Genomic DNA, 19742 nt, shown 5'->3' on the forward strand with positions numbered 1-19742 from the left:
GCTATCGTTAGGATAGATAAGGTGAATTTTGAAAAAAATAATGGTTTTTTTATAAGAGCAAATTGCTCATTTTTAAGTGGTTATTTTGAGGTGTTGAAAATAGGCTTGAAATATTTAGAGTTTTTTTGAATTTGTATTTGCATAATTCAAAAATGTGCGTACATTTGCATTCCCTTTCAAAGCAAGTCTTTTTCGAAAGAAGCTTTTAATCGGAAAGATTGCCCGATAGTATAAAGGTAGTACAACGGTTTTTGGTACCGTTTGTCTAGGTTCGAATCCTGGTCGGGCAACTAATAATATTCGGATTGTGGTTTAGTTCGCAATCCGATTTTTTTTTAACCAGCATTGATATACCTTCAATCATGCCATTGCAATTTAACCCCGTTAAACTTTTTGCCGGAACAGGTACAAAAGAATTAGCAAAAAGAATTGCCGAACAATACGGCAAACCACTAGGCGATGTAACTTTAAACAAGTTTAGCGACGGTGAGTTTCAGCCTTCTTACGATGAAACTGTACGTGGTTGTGATGTTTTTATCATACAATCTACTTACCAACCTTCTGATAATTTAATGGAATTGTTGTTAATGGTTGATGCTGCTAAAAGGGCTTCGGCACATTACATTACTGCAGTGGTTCCTTATTATGGTTTGGCAAGACAAGATAGAAAAGATAAACCAAGGGTAGCAATAGGTGCTAAATTGGTGGCTAATCTATTAAAATCTGCAGGTATTCACAGGATCATGACTATGGATCTTCATGCTGCACAGATACAGGGATTTTTTGATATTCCGGTTGATCACCTGGATGGTTCTGTCATCTTTGTTCCTTATATTAAAAGTTTGGGGCTGGAAAACTTAATCATTGCTTCGCCAGATATGGGCGGTTCTTATCGCGCACGTACTTTTGCAAAGTTCTTTAATGCAGAGGTTGTGATTTGTGATAAGAGACGTAAGCGTGCAAATGAAATTGAGTCTATGTCTATCATCGGTGATGTAGTAGGACAGGATGTTGTTTTGATTGATGATATTTGCGATACGGCAGGTACTTTGGCAAAGGCAGCGGCTCTGATCATGGAAAAAGGTGCTAACAGTGTAAGAGCGGTTTGTACACATCCAGTGTTATCAGGAAAAGCTTATGAAACCATTGAAAACTCAATGTTAACTGAGCTGATTGTTACGGATACCATTCCTTTAAAACAGGAAAGTGCAAAAATAAGGGTACTGACTACAGCTCCATTGTTTGCAAAGGCAATTGCTAATGTAAACGAGCATGGGTCTATTAGTGACCTTTTTAATGTTTAAGAATTATAACAAATAAAATAAATAAAAATGAAAACAATCGCAATTAGCGGTTCTCCAAGAGAGAACGTAGGGAAACGCGATGCTAAAGAGCTTCGCTACGAAGGTAAAGTTCCTGCAGTATTGTATGGTGGTAAAGAGCAAGTTCACTTCGCTGTTTTAATCACTGATTTAAAGGATGCTATTTACACTCCAGAAGCAAATTTTGTTGAAATTGAAGTTAATGGTACTAAATTAAAAGCTATCATTAAAGAATTACAATTTCATCCATTAACAGAGGTGTTGATGCACGTAGATTTTCTTCAGTTATTTGATGACAAAGAGATCTTAATGGAAATCCCTGTTAAAATTACTGGTACTTCTCCAGGTGTTAAAATGGGTGGTAAATTGGTTCAAAAATTACGTAAACTTCGTGTTAAAGCATTCCCTAAAGATATGCCTCAAGCAATTGAAGTGAGCATCGCTAAAATGGAAGTTGGTAACTTGTTCCGTGTACGTGATCTTGCAAAAGGTAACTACGCCATCACTAATACTGGTGAAGATACTATCGTTTCTGTTGGTATGTCAAGAGCTTTAAAACAAGCAGAACAAGCAGCTGGTAAAAAATAATTTTTGCTAAGCAATTGAAATATAAAAAGCAGTACCTAATCGGTGCTGCTTTTTTTGTGTTTACTATTATATTTGTGGTAAGATGAAATACTTAATTGTTGGTTTAGGGAACATTGGTCCTGAATATGCGCATACCCGCCATAATATTGGTTTTATGATTGCTGACGAGCTGGTAAAGCAGCAGGAGGGAACATTTACGAACACTCGCCTGGCTTATTATGCTGAAGTTGGTTTTAAAGGTAGAAGGCTGCATGTGATTAAACCAACTACTTATATGAATCTAAGTGGTAAGGCGGTAAACTATTATATGCAGGAATTGAAAATTCCGCTAGAGAATGTACTGGTGATCGTTGATGATCTGGCATTACCTTTGGGTAAACTGCGGCTGAAATTACAGGGGAGTAGTGCGGGACATAATGGTTTGAAGAGCATTGAGGGGCTTTGTGGTGGACAGGGTTATCCACGCTTACGCTTTGGTATCAGTGACAATTTTGGCAGGGGACAACAGGCTGATTACGTGCTGTCTCCCTTCGATAAAGATGAATTACCTGAGTTGCCTGCATTGATAGATAGAAGTGCCGAGCTGATCAAAAGCTTTGTTACCGTCGGCCCAGCTAAAACTATGACGGCCTTTAACCAATAGTTTTGGTATATTCTTGTATTTTTTTGTGTAATACTGCTGGTTCGAATGGTTTACTAATCACGTCATTGGCACCGGCAGCTATAGCGGTTGCTTTGTCCGTATCCATCACTGCTGCAGAAAAGGTAATAATGGGTATGTTTTCTTTCCCGCTTGCATAGCCTTCTCGAATCAGTTTGATCGCTTCTAGTCCATTCATGACCGGCATAAAGGTGTCCATTAGAATAAGGTGGTAATCGTTCTCTCTCAATTTCTCTAAAGCTTCTTTTCCATTTTCTACTACATCCATTTCAATCTGCCAGCTTTGCAGAATTTTAGTAATCAGGAATTTATTGATGGGGTTGTCTTCAGCAACAAGAATTCTGGTATTGCTAAGTGGTATTAGTTTTTCTTCTATAGGTTTTATATCCACGGTCGTTTCTTTAAATATTTCGTACCAGTTGGTAAAGCAAAAGGTACTTCCTTTAAACTCTTCACTTTGCACCTCGAGTAGGCCGCCTTTAAGTTTTGCAAGGTTTTTAACAATTGATAGTCCTAAACCAGTACCTCCAAATTTAATGGTTGTTTGTTCATCTGCCTGCTCAAAGGTTTCGAAAATCTTATCAATATTCTCTTTCGCTATGCCTATGCCCGAATCTATAATCGAAAATTTGAGTTTAACGTTGTTCCCTTTTCTGTCCAATATCTCCACCTTTAGGCTTACGGAGCCTTCATGCGTGAATTTAATGGCATTGCCAATGAGGTTCATCAAGATCTGATTTAAACGAAGGGAATCTGCATAAATCATTTTTGGCAATTCAGTATCAAGATTTAGGGTTAGATCGAGTTTCTTTTCAACAGAAGGTATGCGCAGCAGGTCTATTACCGCCTCGCATATTTTAACAATGTCCGTAGGTGCTCTACTGATTTTAAATTTCCCCGATTCTATTTTCGACAGATCAAGGACATCGTTAATAACGCCAAGTAAGGAGTTTGAAGAAACCTCGAGTAGGTTAACCATTTCGAGTTGCTCATCGCTAAGGGCTGTTCTCTTTAAAAGTTGAGTAATTCCAATAATTCCATTAATTGGTGTGCGGATTTCATGGCTCATATTGGCCAAAAAGTTATCTTTAATGCGTTTGCCTTGTTCGGCCAGGTCTTTTGCTTTGATCAGTTCTTTCTGATTGGCTTCGAGCTCCTTATTTTTAGCTTTTACTTCCCTTTGATTTCTAACAAATTGGATAAATGAATCAACTTTAGCAGAGGTGATATAGGGGTCTAAGGGTTTATATAAATAATCAACTGCACCAGTATTTAATCCTTTAACTGCATGCTTAGTTTCTTTGGATATGGCGGTCACAAATATGACCAGTATTTCTTTAGTTCTGGGGTTACTTTTTAAAATCTCTACCAATTCAAATCCATCCATCTCAGGCATTTGAACATCAATCAATGCAATGGCAATATCCATTTCCCATGATAACCTAAGTGCTTCATTGGGATTGGTGGTACTGATTATATTAATATCATTTCTTTGCAGAAGTGCTTCAAGGGCAATAATATTTTCGGGTCTGTCATCAACAATTAATATGTTAATTTTTTCCATGCTTTTTATTCTTAATTGAGCGGTTTTAATCGCTATGCTATTTTTTGGTAAATGTTGTTCTTTTTGTCTATGACTTTAAAGCGGCCCAGCTCACTACTCCTTAATGTCTCTTTAGAACCCAGACATAAAAACCCAAAATTAGCCAAACTATTGTAAAATAGTTCTATGACCTTTTTTTGCAGTTCGATATTGAAATAAATCAGGACATTACGACAAGAAATTACCTGGAACTCATTAAATACCCCATCCGAAGCGAGGTTATGTACTGAGAACAGAATATTTTTTTTTAAGGAATGATGAATCGATGCCGCGTTATATTTCGCAGTATAATAGTTGGATAATGTGTTTGTTGTTTCAGTTTTCTGAAAATTTTCCGCGTATTGTTTCATCTTTTGCAAGTTGTAAATCCCATTTTTAGCTTCTGCCAACACATCGGAATTAATATCTGTACCGTAAAAAAAACAGCGGTCATATAAATTCTCTTCAGCGAACATGATGGCAAAAGAATAGAGCTCTTCTCCTGTCGAGCAGCCCGCATTCCATACTTTAATCCGCTGATAGGATTTTAAATAAGGGATGACATGAGTCGCAACTGACTTGTAAAAGGATGGATCTCTAAACATTTCAGTTACATTAACGGTTATTTCAATCAAAAATGATTCAAAATAATCCTGATCATTCGTTAATAAGGTACGTAAGTCGAACAAGCTTAGTTTTTGCAGCTCCATAATTCTGGTTACCCTTCTTTTTAAGGATGCAGCAGAATAATCGCCGAAATCAAAGCCATGAATATTTTTTATCAGGACAATGAGGTTATCGAGTTCTCCATAGTTTATGGTTTCAATGTCGTTATTCATCTTAGCTTAGCCAAACTCTTAACATTGAAAGTAGCTTATCCATATCGACTGGTTTTGATATATAATCATTAGCTCCGGCCTCAATACACTTTTCCTTATCATTTTTCATTGCTTTAGCGGTTAGGGCAATGATAGGTAACTTCGCGAAATCTTTTTTGCTTCTGATGATTTTCATGGCTTCATAGCCGTCCATTTCTGGCATCATGATGTCCATCAATACAAGATCGATCTGATTGGATTCGTCTAGCTTTTCTATGGCTTCACGTCCGTTATTTGCAATGACAATTTTTAGGTCGTAGGCCTGTAGTGCACTTGATAGCGCGAATATATTACGCATATCATCATCAGTGATTAAAATGGTTTTATCTTTTAAAACCTTTTCCATTGTAGACGAAGCTTTACCGCTATGATGTTTGCTGATGGTAACTGAAGTTATAGGACCATCTTGTTTTAGTTTGTTCATAAACAAGCTCACCTCATCTATTAGCCTATCGTTAGATTTATTAGATTTTAGGACCATGGCCTCGGTATACTTCATGATGTGGGCCATTTTCTCTTCATCCAATTCCATCGCAGTATTGATGATTACAGGGATATGAGCGCACTCAGGACGTGCTTTGATGATATCTAGCAATTCGAATCCTGAAATATCTGGAAGTTTGAGGTCTAGAATAATACAATCAAAAGTATGTTCCTCTAAAAGGGCTAGCGCTTCCTTGCCTGTAAAAGCTTGTTTTACTTCAACACCTTTGTCTGTTAATTGTTGTGTTAGGATAGTGCTATGCAGTTCCTGATCTTCAATAACAAGTACGGTATTTAGGTTATATTTTAAATGTGCAGCACTCAGTAGTTCGAATGCCTCATCGAGTTGTTCTTTTTCTGTTGGTTTTTTCAAAAAGCCAATCGCACCTTCTTTTTTTGCTTTACCAACTTTTTCATTTCCTGCCGACATCATGTGTACTGGGATGTGTTTGCTTCTTGGATCAGCTTTGAGTTTTTTTAGGATAGTCCAGCCATCCATTACCGGTAGCATAACATCCAATACTATGGCGTCGGGAAGTTCGGAGAAGGCCATTTCAAGGGCGACATCACCACTGTGGGCAAGAATAGGAGCAAAGCCTTTTTCTTTTGCGTAATCATTAAGCAAATCCGCAAATGCCAGATCATCTTCAATTATTAGTAATTTTTGTTTTTCGTTTGGATGACTTGGGATGAATTTTGGGTCGGGAAGGATAGGATTGATGGTTGGCTCTTCGATTTCAATTATCGTGTTCTGATGATGTTGATTATTTGCTTCATTGTTTTTTGGAATGAAGAAAGTGAATTTACTCCCTTGTCCCTGTTTACTTTTAACTTGAATTTCTCCACCCAAAATATGCGCTAGTTCTTTGCTAATAGATAAGCCTAGCCCTGTACCACCGTATTTTCTGCTGGTCGACCCATCTGCTTGTTGGAAGGCTTCAAATATGAGCTTTTGCTTGTCTGCAGGGATGCCAATTCCAGTGTCTTTTACTGTAATGGCAATGATATCTTCAGTAGTCGTTTTTAATTGACTGGAGAAAAAGACCGTATCCGGTTTTGCCTTATGGATTTCGAGTGTAATTTCTCCATGCTCTGGCGTGAATTTGAAAGCATTTGAAAGCATGTTTTTGATCACTTGTTTCACTCTTGATTGATCGGTAAGGATTGCCTTTGGTAATTCTTTGTCAAGTATAGTCTGGAAGTTGATTTTTTTACTTCTGGCCAATTCCATGAACAAGGCCTCCACATCTTGTTTGATGTCCGTTGGTTTTAATGGCGATATGTTCAGATCTAGTTTTCCGGATTCGATTTTAGAGAGGTCAAGAATGTCGTTGATTAATGTTAATAAATCTGTTCCTGCATTATGGATTACACCTGCATACTTTATCTGGTCTTCATTAAGATTTTCAGGACGGTTTTCTTTTAAGATACGGGCTAGAATTAAGATACTGTTTAAAGGTGTTCTTAACTCGTGACTCATATTGGCCAGGAACTCTGATTTATATTTACTGGAAATCTCTAATTCCTCTGCTTTTAAACTTATGGCTTCTTTAGCCTGGTTTACAGTGATGTTGCGCTCTTCAAGTTGCTGCGCTTTTTCTTCCAGTTCTGCATTGGTTTGGCGTAACTCTTCCTGTTGAACTCTTAGTTCTTCTTCTGATGCTTGCAGTTGCTCCGATTTGTAAACCAGTTCCTCGTTCGTGGTACGCAATTCTTCCTGCTGGCTTTCCAGTTCTTCTGCCTGCTGTTGAGTTTGCTCAAATAATGCTCTTAGTTTTACGCGGGCCTTAGCACTGTTTACACCAACGCCTATGCTTTCTGCAACCGTATTTAACAACAATTGGACGGTTGCATTAGGTTGCTCATTTAATCCTAATTCAATAACGGCAATGGATTCATCTTCAAAAACTATAGGCATTACGTAAATACAGTTGGGTGGGGCTTCTCCTAGTCCGGAATGCACTTTAATATAGTCTGCCGGTACATTCTCCAATAGCTTATTTCGTTTTTCGGTAGCAGCTTGGCCAATAAAACCTTCACCAAAATGATATTCATGTCTGATGCTTTTTGTATTCTGCCAGGCATATCCTCCTTTAAATTTAATGGTGTTTTTAGTTTTATTAACGAGGAAGAAAGCGCCAATAGGAGCATTGATGTAGTTGCAGATTTTAGTAATGATATTGGTAGCCAGTTCATCTAACTCCTGCTCGCCACGCATAGCTTCGTTGATTGTGGTAGTTCCTAACAGCAACCAGTTTTTTTGCTCGTTCTCAGCTGATATTTTTTCCAGTTGAAGGTTTGAATCTCTGATCTGGGCCTCTGTTTCTTTCTGCTGATCAAATGTTCGTCTGATGTAGGATAAGAGGAATAGGATTAGGAAAAATATGATTACAGAACTGAGTACAACCACAACTTCGCTTTGAAGGCTACTTTTATGAATGTTTGCTTTCCGTTTGACAAGTAATTCTTGTTCAGCTTGAATAATTTTGTCACTTATTTTGAGGATCTTATTTTTTAAAGCCTGTCCTGTGCCAGTCATTACCCGATCTGCTGCTGCATACTTGCCTTTTGCCTCATAAATGTGTAGAACTTCTTTCATTTCTTCTACTTTCTGATGGGCATAAAAATCAAGTGAATCAATGTAGACTTCCTGAGCGGAGTTGTCACTAACGGCATTTTTTAAATCTTGAATCGTATTTAAAATCTTGGTGGAGTTCTCTTTGTAGGGAATCAGATACTCTGGTTTTCCGGCCAAGATATAGCCCCTGAGCCCAGTTTCTGAGTTTAGAATTTGAAATTCTACATCTTTGACCAAGCTAATCACATCGTAGGTATGCCCCTGCCATTTTGTATCGGTGTTTAATTTATCAATGCTAAAATAAGAGGTTATTGCAGAGACCAGAACAAATGATAGGGAGACGATGAAGCCTGTTAATACTTGTTGTTTAAAATTTAGTTTAAACATGTGATATGTTGATGATTAAAATCAATAGGTATAATAATGGACAATATTAGTGATAATATTTAATTAGCTGTCTGCTGATACCTAATTTGTTCGGAAAATTAACTTAATTCTTGTATACTTAGTACGTATGTAGCACCAATAGAGATCGATTTGTTTCCAATCCAGACCTGACCCCGATCAAATTTAGTTATCTTTTCTTTCGCGACTATGAAAGCACGATGTATGCGAATGAATTTTTTAGCGGGAAGGAGTTGCAACATCTCGTTGAGTGGAACTCTTGTGCTAAGTAGGTTGTTATCGTTGAGGTGTATTTGTGTGTAATTTCCGGAGGCTTCAATATAAAGAATGTCGTTAATGAATACCTTTATTTGTTCGTATCCATCTTTTATAAAGAGATGGAGTGTTTGTGTGTCTTCAGAATTATTTCTCAGGCTGTAAAGTTCTTGTACTTTATTACAGGCTTTTAAGAATCGGGGGAGGGAAAAAGGTTTTAACAAATAATCAATGGCATCCAACTCAAAGCTTTTTACTGCATGCTCGGAATAAGCAGTCGTAAAAATCACCATTGGGGGAGTGCTTAGCGTGTTTAGAAAGTCAATGCCATTAATATCGGGCATCTTAATATCCAGGAAAATAAGATCAATTTTATTTTCCTGAAGAAAGATAATGGCATCGAAAGCATTTGTAAAGGTTGCAACAAGTTCTATATACGGAACTTTGGATGCGTGTGACCGTACTACATCCAAAGCTATTGGCTCATCATCTATCGCTATAGCAATCATTTTTTAAAGCTAGTCATTTCCTGAAAGCTGGAGCGTAAGGTGAATGAAAAATTCTTTTGCATTTTCCCGGATAATCAGTTCGTGTTGATTTGGATACAATAGGGCGAGCCTTTGTTTTACATTTTGGAGGCCTATTCCAGTTTGTAGTTTTTCAGGATCATTGTCTTGTTTTAAATGAATGCTGTTATGTACGTCAAAATATAGCGTATGTCCACTTGTTTGTAAGGTAATTTTAATATGAGAAGGCGATTGGAGACTGATGCCATGTTTAAATGCATTTTCAACGAAGGGGATGAGTAACATCGGAGAGATAAGAAGATCATTTATTTGTTCTTCAATCTGCGTTTCTATAATGATATCAGAGGAGGTTGAAGTCCTTAACTTTTGAAGGGCAATGTAATTGTTTAGATAATCTAAATCTTTTGAAAGCATGATTTTATCTTCTATGTTTTCCTGTAACATAAAGCGCATCATATCTCCCAGTTTTTGAATCCCCTCTCCTGTACGTTCTGCTTTTTCCTGCAATGCGGTTCCATATAAGGTATTTAAGGCATTAAAAAGAAAATGTGGATTGATCTGGGATTTTAGGAAGTTGAGGTTGGCATCGGCCTTGCCAAGTTCTGTTTTTAGTGCAATGATCTCTTCTGCTTTTATGGCATTTCGGTCTTTGTAGATTCTCCAGGAAAGTGGGGTGATTAATAGCATTTGAGTTAAAAACGTGCCAAAGGCAGTCATTTTTATAAATTCTTCTCCGCGAACTAAGCTATATAGCAGTGTGAGTGAAATTGAGCTAAATGTTGATCGTATATGGATTGAATTGTTATAAATATTTCTGGAAGGAAGTAGAAGGCCAAAGATACCTGCAAGGATAAGACTTATAGTGGTGCTGATAAACAACATCTTGAAAAAATAGCTTGTAAGTTTCCATTTCTTATTCCACACCTTCGGAATGAGGTAATAGACGGCGTATAGGTACATCATTATTGCGATAGGCATTACCAATAAAAAATAGACCTTTATCAGATCATGGAGTGATAAAAAGAAAACGGTAGAAACCGTAAGTACCCATGTACTGGTTAAGAAACCCGATTCAATGTAAAAACCATTTTCTTTGTTTGCCCTATTGCATGTAAATAGAATAAACAATAGCTTAAGTGCAAGGAGTATTGCCCAATATATATTGATAATGTCTATTAATATTGCAGCTGTAATAAATAGGTATACAAATGCTACACTTCTGACTGCGCGTCCTTCTTTTTTGTTTAGTTCGGGACTAACATGAAAGACAAGAAAAAGGTAGCATATATAAATGATGAGATAGTTGAAAAGAATTGGGATAAGGTTTTCGCCAATAATTGTGATATTGGATTTACTGATGCCATTTACCGTTGTCGCATGATTAAGACTGGCGCTTATGGGCATTAATGCCCTGTCTACAAGAGAGAACAAAAATGCAATAGTAATGCAGCCGGTGACGATCCATAGTTCTAGTTTTGCAATTTCCTTTGAGTTCATTTGATTTATATTTAGCGTACCTTATTTCCTTTATGATGCAATAATACAAACCCTATTGTTTTGAAATTTTAAAATGTGACGAAACCCTTTAAAAATGTGATGAATTAAATTTTAATTTTGTGGGTATGATCGTATACGGAATACCAAATTGCAATACTGTTAAAAAGGCCAGAACCTGGCTGGAAGAAAATGGGTTTAATCCTGAGTTTCATGATTTCAAGAAAAAGGGCATTACTGCTGAAAAGTTGAACGCCTGGTGTGATGCTTTTGGATGGGAAGCCGTTTTAAATAAAAAGGGAACGACCTGGAAAAAATTGAGTTCTGATGTACAGCAAATGGTAACAGATCAAAAAACTGCGATTGAGGTTTTGCTTCAAAATAATAGTGCCATAAAACGTCCGGTAGTTGAGGTTGATGGGAAGCCTATCTTAATTAGCTTTAACGAGGATCAATATAAGGCTGTTTTTAAATAATTACCATAAAACTTTTCCTGTTAAAGTTTGTTAAATTATATATTTGCCTGGTTAAACAGCCCTACATTTGATTATGCTTAAAAATCTGCTCTTGTTCCTTATGTTAGTTGTTCCATTTAAAATCATGGCGCAAGGTACCGTTTCTGGTACTGTCTATGATTTCGACAATAGGACTTTTCCATTGCAGAATGTTAAGGTGAGGAATCTGAGCACTAGCAGGGTTGAGGCAACTAAGGCTGCAGGACAGTTTACAATCCCAGCTAAAGTTGGTGATTTGATTGAGTTTTCGCTGGTAGGTTACCATACGGATACTTTGTTTTTAATTAACCTGGAGTCGAAAATTATATTCCTACCGGGCAATTCAACGACATTGAGAGAGGTTGAAATTATAAGTGCAAAAATGAATCCCTATATTTTAGCTCCCGATCCCTTGGCTAGACCTTATACGCGAGTCGCTACCGATGGTCTTCAGGGGAAGGGGAACAATGATAGAGCTGGAGGACTACTTTTTAACCTTGGTTATGGAAAGTACAGGAGACAGCAGGAAAAGATTAGACTACTAGAGGAAAGGGATCGGTTTCAAACGGAGATTAATGCTGTTTTTACGGAGGCTTATGTCTCCGACCTCGTAAAACTTAAAGGAGATGATCTGAAGAATTTCATGGCAATGTATAGGCCACCTGAAGAATTGGTGAAAAGTGAAAGACCTTTTAATTACGCTTACTATACGGTTAAAGCTTATCATAGTTGGTTAAAACTATCTCCGGAGGAAAGAAAGATATCCTCAATGTCTAAACTTAAGGCTGATTAATAATACCGTTACAATATAGGCGGATAGCATTTCGTTTTATACCTTTATTAAATTGTAACTAACAATTTAATATGATTCATAAATCCACTTTATTATGTGCTTTGCTATGTGTCTGGTGTCTCACTGGTTTGGCACAGCAAGGCAATCCCCCTACAAGTAATTACGATCCCCATGTAGCTTTTAGCCCCTTGTTTTATACGCAAAATGGGAATGAATATCGTTCGGCAAGTGGTGCGCCTGGCCCTAAGTACTGGCAGAACCGTGCAGATTACAGTATCATTGCAAATCTTGATGAAGTAAAAAATACTGTTTCTGGAACGGTTACTATCACTTATAAAAATAATAGTCCTGATCGTCTGCCTTTTTTATGGTTGCAATTGGATCAGAATTTATTTTCAACGGATTCTCGTGGGAATACCTTAATTGCTTCGGGTAGTCGTTATGGTTCGAGAGGAGAAAAGCTAGTGGGTGGCTATAAAATTGATGGGATTACTGTATCACAAAAATTGAAGCAGGTAAAATTCAGTACCCTAACCGAGGACACTCGGATGCAGATTCGCTTAGCAACGCCGATGGAGGCGACCGGTGATGTAATTGTGATCAAGATGAACTTCTCGTTTATTATTCCGGCGAATGGTTCGGATAGGATGGGACACTTGGCCACAAAGAATGGAGAGGTATTTACCATTGCACAGTGGTTTCCTAGAATGAGCGTTTATGATGATATCCTTGGATGGAATACTTTGCCTTATTGGGGCGCTGGTGAGTTTTACTGTGAGTATGGTGATGTGGATTTTTCGGTAACAGCACCGGCTAGTCATATTGTTATGGGTTCTGGTGAGTTGTTGAATCCGCAGGAAGTGTTGACAGCTGAACAGTTAAAACGTTGGAACGCGGCGAAACTGAGTGATAAAACAATAGCCATCAGGTCTGAGTCGGAGGTGATGGATGTTAAATCCCGTCCAGCAAAAGATAAACTTACCTGGAGATTTAAGATCAAAAATACCCGTGATGTGGCTTGGGCTTCTTCGAAGGCATTTGTACTTGATGCAGCGCGGATTAACTTGCCTAGTGGTAAAAAGTCGCTCGCGGTTTCGGCTCATCCGGTTGAAAGTAATGGCAAGGATGGCTACGGCAGAGCAGTGGAGTATGTGAAAGCTTCGATAGAGCATTATTCTGATAAATGGTTTGAATATCCTTATCCAATGGCGGTAAATGTGGCGTGTAATGTAGGAGGAATGGAGTATCCAGGTATTGTGTTTTGCGGCTGGACTGCCAAAGGTGCAAGTGCATGGGGGGTAATTGATCATGAATTTGGCCATACCTGGTTTCCTATGATTGTAGGAAGTAATGAGCGTAAGTTCGGCTGGATGGATGAAGGATTTAATACTTTTATTAATGGTTTATCAACTGAAGCCTTTAATAAAGGAGAATACAAAAGTTTGCCTGCGGATATGCATGCGATTGGTAAAAGTCTTGGCTCATCGGAACTGGAATACATTATGTTGACTCCAGATGCAATGAAAGAAAGGAATATTGGGATAAACTTATATTATAAACCGGGTTGGGGAATGGATATTTTAAGGGACCAAATCTTGGGGGCGGATCGTTTTGATTATGCTTTTAGAAACTATATCTCGCAATGGGCATACAAGCACCCAACACCTTTTGATTTCTTCCGCGCGATGGAGAATGGTGCTGGTGAAGATCTTTCCTGGTTCTGGAGAGGCTGGTTTTTAGAGAACTGGAAAATGGATCAAGCAATTACTGGTGTTAAAGAAGTTAAACAGGTAGGGGCTATTGCTGGCTATAATATTGTTGTGGCTAATTTGGAAAAAATGCCAATGCCTATCATTATGGAGGTTAAAACAAAAAATGGTAAGACTGATCTGATTAAAATTTCTGTAGATGTATGGATGAGAAATAAGACCTGGACGGTTTATTATCCGACGAATGATGAGGTTGTTTCGGTTGTTTTAGATCCAAAACGTGTTTTGCCGGATGTTGATGAGAGTAATAATGCTTGGCACAAAAATTAAAAAGAGAAAATAAGAGTGAAAATAAGCCATTCTATTCTAAGGCTGGCATCTCTTAGGCTCCTGAAGCGGAGCAAAGAGCGCCTAGGCCTTTTCACAGAAGGCATATTTTCCTTAAAAGCATGAAGCTTATGAGATAGTGCAGATACATGATGCAAATAGCCGCTATGCTTAGTATAGCGGCTATTTGCATCATGCTTGAAACAAAATTTGCCTTCTATGAATAGGCCTAGGAAGATTTTCCGATTCTTCATCGGTAAAAGATTCCAGACTATGAATAGAACGGCTAATTTTGACCATTACTTAAAGAAGCTAGCCTTCAGCTTCTCTGCATCTATTACTGCTTCCGGTTCTTCCAATTTAATTATCCAGCCTTTTTGTTTAAGCAGATCGATTTCTTCTTTGGCAACAGAAAGGTCTTTTCCTTTAATGTTTTTGTTGAAGACAATTGGAGACTTAGGCTCAACGTTTGCAGGTGTATTGGTTAAGATTTCTAATCTGAATTTAGGCCAGATCTGAATGTCACCCAGTTGGGCAGAGTAGATCTTTTTAGTCGTGTTAGGGGCAATGATGCCTGCAAATTCTCCTTTAAAAGTTTCTTGTCTTTCTGTGGTTAGGCTAATTAAGAGTTGGTAAGATGTTTCATTAACAAGGTGGAAATGTGCCACAGAATTGCTATGTTGATCGGCAACCAATCCGAGGTAAATACCCTCTTTTTTGAATTCGGCCTCCGGGACAACGATATTGGGTTTGTTGGTCACCACATCATTGTCGGTGATGTCGCCATGTACCAATGTTACTTTGCTGGCCAGAACGGGAATTTCAAAATCATTTGAGTCCGTTACCCCAATGGTAGTTTTATCAATAATCCGGGTAATGTACCCTTCAATGTTTTCGTCTACAAAACGAACAAAGTCACCCAGTTTTAAATCCATATATTGTTGTATTTGTTTTTATTGTAATTAGGTTTGCCGTTCGGCTTGTGATGTCTTTTATCTCGAATCGGTAGAACCGGTATACAAATCTAGTTATTCTTATTATTTTTGCACTATGGCAGAACAAGAACAGGTAAATAATCCACTACATGGCAAGACGCTTGAGTTTATATTGAAGCAATTGGTATGGCATTATGGTTGGGAGGAAATGGGGAAGCTGGTTAAGATTGCTTGTTTTAATAACAACCCAACGCTTAAATCAAGTTTGACGTTTTTGCGTAAGACGGACTGGGCACGAAAAAAAGTAGAAAAATTGTACTTGAATACTTTTCATTAATCTCCTATATTGTATGGTGAACTTTTTTTAAATGAGCTTGCCAAGATTCGCTAATTTATTTGCTTTTCTTTTCTTTTTAGGTTTCCTGGTATTTGCCGGTGATTTACGGGCCCAGGGGGTACAGTCTGTTCGAAACAGTATTGAGTTCTCTCCACAAGTTTCTTTAGCGGTGTTTACTGCTGATCATAAATTACGTGGTACAGCATATGGGGGTGAGTTGATTTACCATATGAATACTGTTGCCAGCCACAGACCATGGATGAGGATGTTGAATTTGAACAGCCTTGATCTGGTTTTTAATTATAAGAATATGAGCGACATTGTAATGGTGCCAGATCCAAGACCAAATAGGTTTGGTGATTCATATGCATTAATCGCTGCACTTAATTTTTCGTTATTGAAGACTAAAGGTTCCGAATTGTTGCTTACGCCAGGATTTGGATTGGGTTATTTGGGGGAAACCTGGTTTACCAATGAAAATATACTTGTAGGTAGTCATATTAATTTTTCGTCGCGGATTGCATTAAAATTATCCACTCAAATTGGTCCATCAACAAAGCTTTTGGCTGGGGTAGATGTTCTCCATTTTTCTAATGCTGGGATAAGGGTGCCAAACAAGGGTATGAATGTGAGTAGCGTTAGTTTGGGTATTGCGCAGTCGTTGGGTGTAAAGAAGGTGGTTAATGATACGGCTTCATGGAGAAAGCCTGCGGAATATAAAATGCACAGTGTGGATGTTGGGGTTAATATAGGTCGGCGTGGAGTTTATAGGAGTAAAGATGGTTTGTATAAGACCGGTTTATATGCTGGATACAACTATAGGTTAGATGCTGTTCTTGGTTTGAGTGCAGGGTTAGATGCCGTTTATTATCATACTATTTATGACCCGCTGAAGAATGATCAAACTTATCAATCTAAAGCAAGTTCGTTTGATAGATGGAGAGTTGGTGTTGCTATTGGGCCTGACTTGTGGTTAGGTAGATTGGGGCTGATGACTAAATATGGTTATTATTTGCACTATAATAGCCTGATGAATATTAAGAGCTATTGGACTACCGGATTGAAGTATCAAGTTACGGAAGGGCTTGCTGTTCAAGCTAAAATGTATTTACATCAAAGTGAGGCCGATTTTGTAGGGTTTGGATTGATGGTTACACGTTGAAAAATCAAGAATAATTTATAGAAATATTTGGTATGTAATTATACTATTGTCTTTTAGGGGATTAATTTTATGTTAACCCCTTGATTTATAAAATGTATTGTCTTACCTTTGCAGTCCCTTATTGAGGGGTAAAGTTTTTAAACATTAATAGAAAAACAAAAAAAGAACAATGCCAACCATTCAACAATTAGTTAGAAAAGGTAGAGTAGCACTGGAGTTCAAGAGTAAGTCTCCGGCGTTGGACAGTTGTCCACAGCGAAGAGGTGTATGTACACGTGTATATACGACTACCCCTAAAAAACCAAACTCAGCAATGCGTAAAGTTGCGCGTGTACGTTTAACCAATGGTAAAGAGGTTAACGCTTACATCCCTGGAGAAGGTCACAACCTACAGGAGCACTCAATCGTATTGATCCGTGGTGGTCGTGTTAAAGATTTGCCAGGTGTACGTTATCACATCATCCGTGGAGCATTAGATACTTCAGGTGTTGCCGGTCGTAACCAACGTCGTTCGAAATACGGAACAAAACGCCCTAAGCCAGGACAAGTAGCTGCGGCACCAACAAAAGGTAAAAAGAAATAATTAGGAGGAAAACAAAATGAGAAAGTCAAAACCAAAAAAGAGAATCATTCTTCCTGATCCAAAATTTAACGATGTTCAGGTGACCCGTTTCGTAAACAACATGATGTTTGACGGAAAGAAATCTATTGCTTATTCAATTTTTTATGATGCTGTAGAATTAGCAGAGAAAAAAGTTGGTGAGAACGGATTAGAAATCTGGAAACGCGCTTTAACTAACGTAATGCCTGCAGTAGAGGTTAAGTCACGCCGTGTTGGTGGTGCTAACTTCCAGGTACCTACAGAGGTTAGACCTGACCGTAAGATTGCTTTAGGTATGAAATGGTTAATTTCATATGCACGCAAACGTGGTGAAAAAACAATGAAAGAGAAATTAGCAGGTGAAATCGTTTCAGCAGCTAAGGGTGAAGGTGCAGCAGTTAAGAAAAAAGAAGACACGCATAAAATGGCTGAAGCCAACAAAGCGTTCTCTCACTTCCGTTTCTAATTATATAGAATCATAAAATGTCAAGAGATTTAAAATACACAAGAAATATTGGAATCGCGGCTCACATTGATGCGGGTAAAACCACAACAACTGAGCGTATCCTTTATTATGCAGGTGTTAGTCACAAAATTGGTGAGGTGCACGAAGGTGCAGCTACAATGGACTGGATGGCACAGGAGCAGGAACGTGGTATCACGATTACTTCTGCTGCTACAACTGTTTTCTGGCCTTACCGTGGTAACAAATATCAGGTAAACGTTATCGATACTCCTGGACACGTGGATTTTACCGTAGAGGTAAATCGTTCATTGCGTGTTTTGGACGGATTGGTGTTTTTGTTTTCAGCTGTTGATGGTGTTGAGCCTCAATCTGAAACCAACTGGCGTTTAGCTAACAACTATGCAGTTCCACGTATTGGTTTCGTTAACAAAATGGACCGTTCAGGAGCTGACTTCTTAAAAGTTGTTAAGCAGGTAAAAGATATGTTGGGCAGTCACGCTGTTCCATTGCAATTACCTATCGGTTCTGAAGATAACTTTACTGGTGTTGTTGATTTGATCAATAACCGTGGTATCGTTTGGAACGAGCATGATAAAGGTATGACCTTTACTGAAGTGCCAATTCCTGAGGATATGGTTGAAGAGGTTGCACAATGGAGAGAGAACTTATTAGAAGCTGTTGCTGATTATGATGAGTCATTAATGGAGAAATTCTTTGATGATCCAAACTCAATCACTGAGCGTGAGATTCTTGATGCATTGCGTAAAGCAACTTTAGATGCGAAAATCGTTCCTATGGTGTGTGGTTCATCTTTCAAAAACAAAGGTGTTCAAACCATGTTGGATTTGGTAATGGAATTATTGCCTTCGCCAATGGATGTGGATGGTATCACTGGTACCAACCCTGAAACTGGTTTAGAAGTAACTCGTCAACCAGATGTAAATGAGCCTTTTGCAGCTTTAGCTTTTAAAATTGCAACAGATCCTTTCGTAGGTCGTTTATGTTTTATCCGTGTTTATTCAGGTAACTTAGATGCTGGTTCGTACGTTTATAACGCGCGTTCTGAAAACAAAGAGCGTATCTCTCGTATCTTCCAAATGCATGCTAACAAGCAAAACCCAATCCCTAACGTAGGTGCTGGTGATATTGCTGCTGTAGTAGGATTTAAAGATATCAAAACTGGTGATACACTTTGCGATGAGAAACATCCAATTGTTCTTGAATCAATGGATTTCCCAGAGCCAGTTATCGGTTTAGCTATTGAGCCTAAAACTCAAGCTGATGTTGATAAATTGGGTATTGGTTTATCTAAATTAGCTGAAGAAGATCCTACATTTAGAGTTCAGACAGATCAGGAAACTGGTCAGACTGTAATCTCTGGTATGGGTGAGCTTCACTTAGATATCTTGATTGACCGCTTAAGACGTGAGTTTAAAGTTGAGGTTAACCAAGGTGCACCACAGGTTGCTTACAAAGAAGCAATCAATGGAACAGTTCAACATCGTGAGACTTATAAAAAACAATCTGGTGGTCGTGGTAAATTCGCGGATATCCAAGTTGTTATTTCTCCTATTGATGCGGATTGGGAAAAAGGTGGCTTGCAGTTTGTAAATGAAATTTCTGGCGGTTCAATTCCTCGTGAATTTATTCCATCTGTTGAAAAAGGATTTGCAGCATCTATGGCTAATGGAGTATTGGCTGGTTATCCACTACCAGACATGAAAGTTCGCTTAATTGATGGTTCATTCCACGCAGTCGATTCAGATGCTTTATCATTTGAACTTGCTGCTAAAATGGCTTACCGTGAAGCGTTACCTAAATGTAACCCTGTATTGATGGAGCCTATCATGAAAATCGAGATCCTTACCCCAGAAGAAAACATGGGCGATGTAATCGGTGATATGAACCGTCGTCGTGGTCAACTTTTAGGAATGGATACACGTAATGGTGCTCAAGTAATTAAAGCAACTGTGCCTCTTTCTGAGATGTTTGGTTATGTAACTCAGTTACGTACCATTACTTCTGGTCGTGCAACCTCTACAATGGAGTTTGATCACTACGAACCAGCTCCTAAAACAGTACAGGATGAAGTAATTGCTAAATCAAAAGGTAGAATCAAATCTGCTGAATAATAAAATAAATCAG

Annotated in this window: 17 protein-coding genes and 1 tRNA gene; 12 read left to right on the forward strand and 6 right to left on the reverse strand. The window is 38.2% G+C overall.

Annotation, left to right across the window (positions count from 1 at the left end; genetic code table 11):
• Positions 1–219 precede the first annotated feature (219 nt).
• From FBD94_RS11130 to pth, 4 genes are all read left to right on the forward strand, one after another.
• Positions 220–290, forward strand: a tRNA-Gln gene (locus FBD94_RS11130).
• Between the two features lie 72 nt (positions 291–362).
• Positions 363–1304 (forward strand): ribose-phosphate pyrophosphokinase, encoded by a 942-nt coding sequence (locus tag FBD94_RS11135; protein WP_090777496.1) that lies wholly within the window; start codon positions 363–365, stop codon positions 1302–1304.
• A 27-nt stretch (positions 1305–1331) separates the two neighbouring features.
• Entirely contained in the window at positions 1332–1910 is a 579-nt protein-coding gene (locus FBD94_RS11140) for a 50S ribosomal protein L25/general stress protein Ctc (RefSeq protein ID WP_131610009.1), read from the forward strand.
• Positions 1911–1992: 82 nt separating this feature from the next.
• On the forward strand, positions 1993–2553 hold the full coding sequence (pth, locus tag FBD94_RS11145; protein ID WP_131610008.1) for an aminoacyl-tRNA hydrolase: 561 nt from the start codon (positions 1993–1995) through the stop codon (positions 2551–2553).
• On the opposite strand, the gene FBD94_RS11150 is transcribed toward pth, so the two are convergent.
• The 5 genes from FBD94_RS11150 to FBD94_RS11170 all read right to left on the reverse strand — a co-directional run bounded on the left by FBD94_RS11150 (position 2543) and on the right by FBD94_RS11170 (position 10776).
• Complete coding sequence (locus FBD94_RS11150; protein ID WP_136880264.1) at positions 2543–4135, reverse strand: response regulator; 1593 nt, start codon at positions 4133–4135, stop codon at positions 2543–2545. The genes pth and FBD94_RS11150 overlap by 11 nt on opposite strands.
• A gap of 32 nt (positions 4136–4167) precedes the next feature.
• Positions 4168–4992 (reverse strand): CheR family methyltransferase, encoded by an 825-nt coding sequence (locus FBD94_RS11155; RefSeq protein WP_131610006.1) that lies wholly within the window; start codon positions 4990–4992, stop codon positions 4168–4170.
• 1 nt (position 4993) lies between these two features.
• Positions 4994–8479, reverse strand: a complete 3486-nt coding sequence (locus FBD94_RS11160; RefSeq protein ID WP_136880265.1) for a response regulator — start codon at positions 8477–8479, stop codon at positions 4994–4996.
• Between the two features lie 98 nt (positions 8480–8577).
• On the reverse strand, positions 8578–9261 hold the full coding sequence (locus FBD94_RS11165; protein ID WP_136880266.1) for a LytR/AlgR family response regulator transcription factor: 684 nt from the start codon (positions 9259–9261) through the stop codon (positions 8578–8580).
• A gap of 9 nt (positions 9262–9270) precedes the next feature.
• Complete coding sequence (locus FBD94_RS11170) at positions 9271–10776, reverse strand: sensor histidine kinase (protein ID WP_205945871.1); 1506 nt, start codon at positions 10774–10776, stop codon at positions 9271–9273.
• A 125-nt stretch (positions 10777–10901) separates the two neighbouring features.
• On the opposite strand from FBD94_RS11170, the gene FBD94_RS11175 reads away from it, so the two are divergent.
• From FBD94_RS11175 to FBD94_RS11185, 3 genes are all read left to right on the forward strand, one after another.
• Positions 10902–11249 (forward strand): arsenate reductase, encoded by a 348-nt coding sequence (locus tag FBD94_RS11175; protein ID WP_136880267.1) that lies wholly within the window; start codon positions 10902–10904, stop codon positions 11247–11249.
• A 124-nt stretch (positions 11250–11373) separates the two neighbouring features.
• On the forward strand, positions 11374–12060 hold the full coding sequence (locus FBD94_RS11180; protein WP_169472280.1) for a carboxypeptidase-like regulatory domain-containing protein: 687 nt from the start codon (positions 11374–11376) through the stop codon (positions 12058–12060).
• A 71-nt stretch (positions 12061–12131) separates the two neighbouring features.
• Positions 12132–14099 carry a M1 family metallopeptidase gene (locus FBD94_RS11185; RefSeq protein WP_169472281.1) on the forward strand — a complete coding sequence of 656 codons (1968 nt, stop codon included), beginning with the start codon at positions 12132–12134 and terminating at the stop codon, positions 14097–14099.
• Between the two features lie 296 nt (positions 14100–14395).
• On the opposite strand, the gene FBD94_RS11190 is transcribed toward FBD94_RS11185, so the two are convergent.
• Positions 14396–15031: a hypothetical protein gene (locus FBD94_RS11190; protein ID WP_136880269.1), complete on the reverse strand. Its 636-nt coding sequence runs from the start codon at positions 15029–15031 to the stop codon at positions 14396–14398.
• 115 nt (positions 15032–15146) lie between these two features.
• Here FBD94_RS11190 and FBD94_RS11195 point away from each other — a divergent pair, with 115 nt between their 5' ends.
• The 5 genes from FBD94_RS11195 (at position 15147) to fusA (ending at position 19729) form a co-directional block, all read left to right on the forward strand.
• Positions 15147–15368 carry a VF530 family protein gene (locus tag FBD94_RS11195; RefSeq protein ID WP_136880270.1) on the forward strand — a complete coding sequence of 74 codons (222 nt, stop codon included), beginning with the start codon at positions 15147–15149 and terminating at the stop codon, positions 15366–15368.
• Between the two features lie 31 nt (positions 15369–15399).
• On the forward strand, positions 15400–16530 hold the full coding sequence (locus FBD94_RS11200; RefSeq protein WP_136880271.1) for an acyloxyacyl hydrolase: 1131 nt from the start codon (positions 15400–15402) through the stop codon (positions 16528–16530).
• Between the two features lie 169 nt (positions 16531–16699).
• The gene (gene rpsL / locus FBD94_RS11205; RefSeq protein WP_008244597.1) at positions 16700–17113 is read left to right on the forward strand and encodes a 30S ribosomal protein S12; all 414 of its coding nucleotides are present in this window, start codon (positions 16700–16702) and stop codon (positions 17111–17113) included.
• Positions 17114–17129: 16 nt separating this feature from the next.
• Positions 17130–17597, forward strand: a complete 468-nt coding sequence (rpsG, locus tag FBD94_RS11210) for a 30S ribosomal protein S7 (protein WP_090777471.1) — start codon at positions 17130–17132, stop codon at positions 17595–17597.
• A 17-nt stretch (positions 17598–17614) separates the two neighbouring features.
• Positions 17615–19729 (forward strand): elongation factor G, encoded by a 2115-nt coding sequence (gene fusA / locus FBD94_RS11215; protein WP_136880272.1) that lies wholly within the window; start codon positions 17615–17617, stop codon positions 19727–19729.
• Positions 19730–19742 lie beyond the last annotated feature (13 nt).

The organism is Pedobacter hiemivivus (genome assembly GCF_005144565.1).
Classification (GTDB): Bacteria; Bacteroidota; Bacteroidia; order Sphingobacteriales; family Sphingobacteriaceae; genus Pedobacter; species Pedobacter hiemivivus.

Excerpts from the sequence above, each read along its gene's own strand:
- FBD94_RS11195 (WP_136880270.1), top strand. The coding sequence starts at position 15,147 with ATGGCAGAACAAGAACAGGTAAATAATCCACTACATGGCAAGACGCTT.
- FBD94_RS11160 (WP_136880265.1), bottom strand. The coding sequence starts at position 8,479 with ATGTTTAAACTAAATTTTAAACAACAAGTATTAACAGGCTTCATCGTC.
- FBD94_RS11135 (WP_090777496.1), top strand. The coding sequence starts at position 363 with ATGCCATTGCAATTTAACCCCGTTAAACTTTTTGCCGGAACAGGTACA.
- rpsG (WP_090777471.1), top strand. The coding sequence starts at position 17,130 with ATGAGAAAGTCAAAACCAAAAAAGAGAATCATTCTTCCTGATCCAAAA.
- FBD94_RS11170 (WP_205945871.1), bottom strand. The coding sequence starts at position 10,776 with ATGAACTCAAAGGAAATTGCAAAACTAGAACTATGGATCGTCACCGGC.
- FBD94_RS11150 (WP_136880264.1), bottom strand. The coding sequence starts at position 4,135 with ATGGAAAAAATTAACATATTAATTGTTGATGACAGACCCGAAAATATT.
- FBD94_RS11140 (WP_131610009.1), top strand. The coding sequence starts at position 1,332 with ATGAAAACAATCGCAATTAGCGGTTCTCCAAGAGAGAACGTAGGGAAA.
- rpsL (WP_008244597.1), top strand. The coding sequence starts at position 16,700 with ATGCCAACCATTCAACAATTAGTTAGAAAAGGTAGAGTAGCACTGGAG.
- FBD94_RS11180 (WP_169472280.1), top strand. The coding sequence starts at position 11,374 with ATGGCGCAAGGTACCGTTTCTGGTACTGTCTATGATTTCGACAATAGG.
- FBD94_RS11175 (WP_136880267.1), top strand. The coding sequence starts at position 10,902 with ATGATCGTATACGGAATACCAAATTGCAATACTGTTAAAAAGGCCAGA.
- FBD94_RS11190 (WP_136880269.1), bottom strand. The coding sequence starts at position 15,031 with ATGGATTTAAAACTGGGTGACTTTGTTCGTTTTGTAGACGAAAACATT.
- FBD94_RS11155 (WP_131610006.1), bottom strand. The coding sequence starts at position 4,992 with ATGAATAACGACATTGAAACCATAAACTATGGAGAACTCGATAACCTC.
- FBD94_RS11200 (WP_136880271.1), top strand. The coding sequence starts at position 15,400 with ATGAGCTTGCCAAGATTCGCTAATTTATTTGCTTTTCTTTTCTTTTTA.
- FBD94_RS11165 (WP_136880266.1), bottom strand. The coding sequence starts at position 9,261 with ATGATTGCTATAGCGATAGATGATGAGCCAATAGCTTTGGATGTAGTA.
- pth (WP_131610008.1), top strand. The coding sequence starts at position 1,993 with ATGAAATACTTAATTGTTGGTTTAGGGAACATTGGTCCTGAATATGCG.
- fusA (WP_136880272.1), top strand. The coding sequence starts at position 17,615 with ATGTCAAGAGATTTAAAATACACAAGAAATATTGGAATCGCGGCTCAC.
- FBD94_RS11185 (WP_169472281.1), top strand. The coding sequence starts at position 12,132 with ATGATTCATAAATCCACTTTATTATGTGCTTTGCTATGTGTCTGGTGT.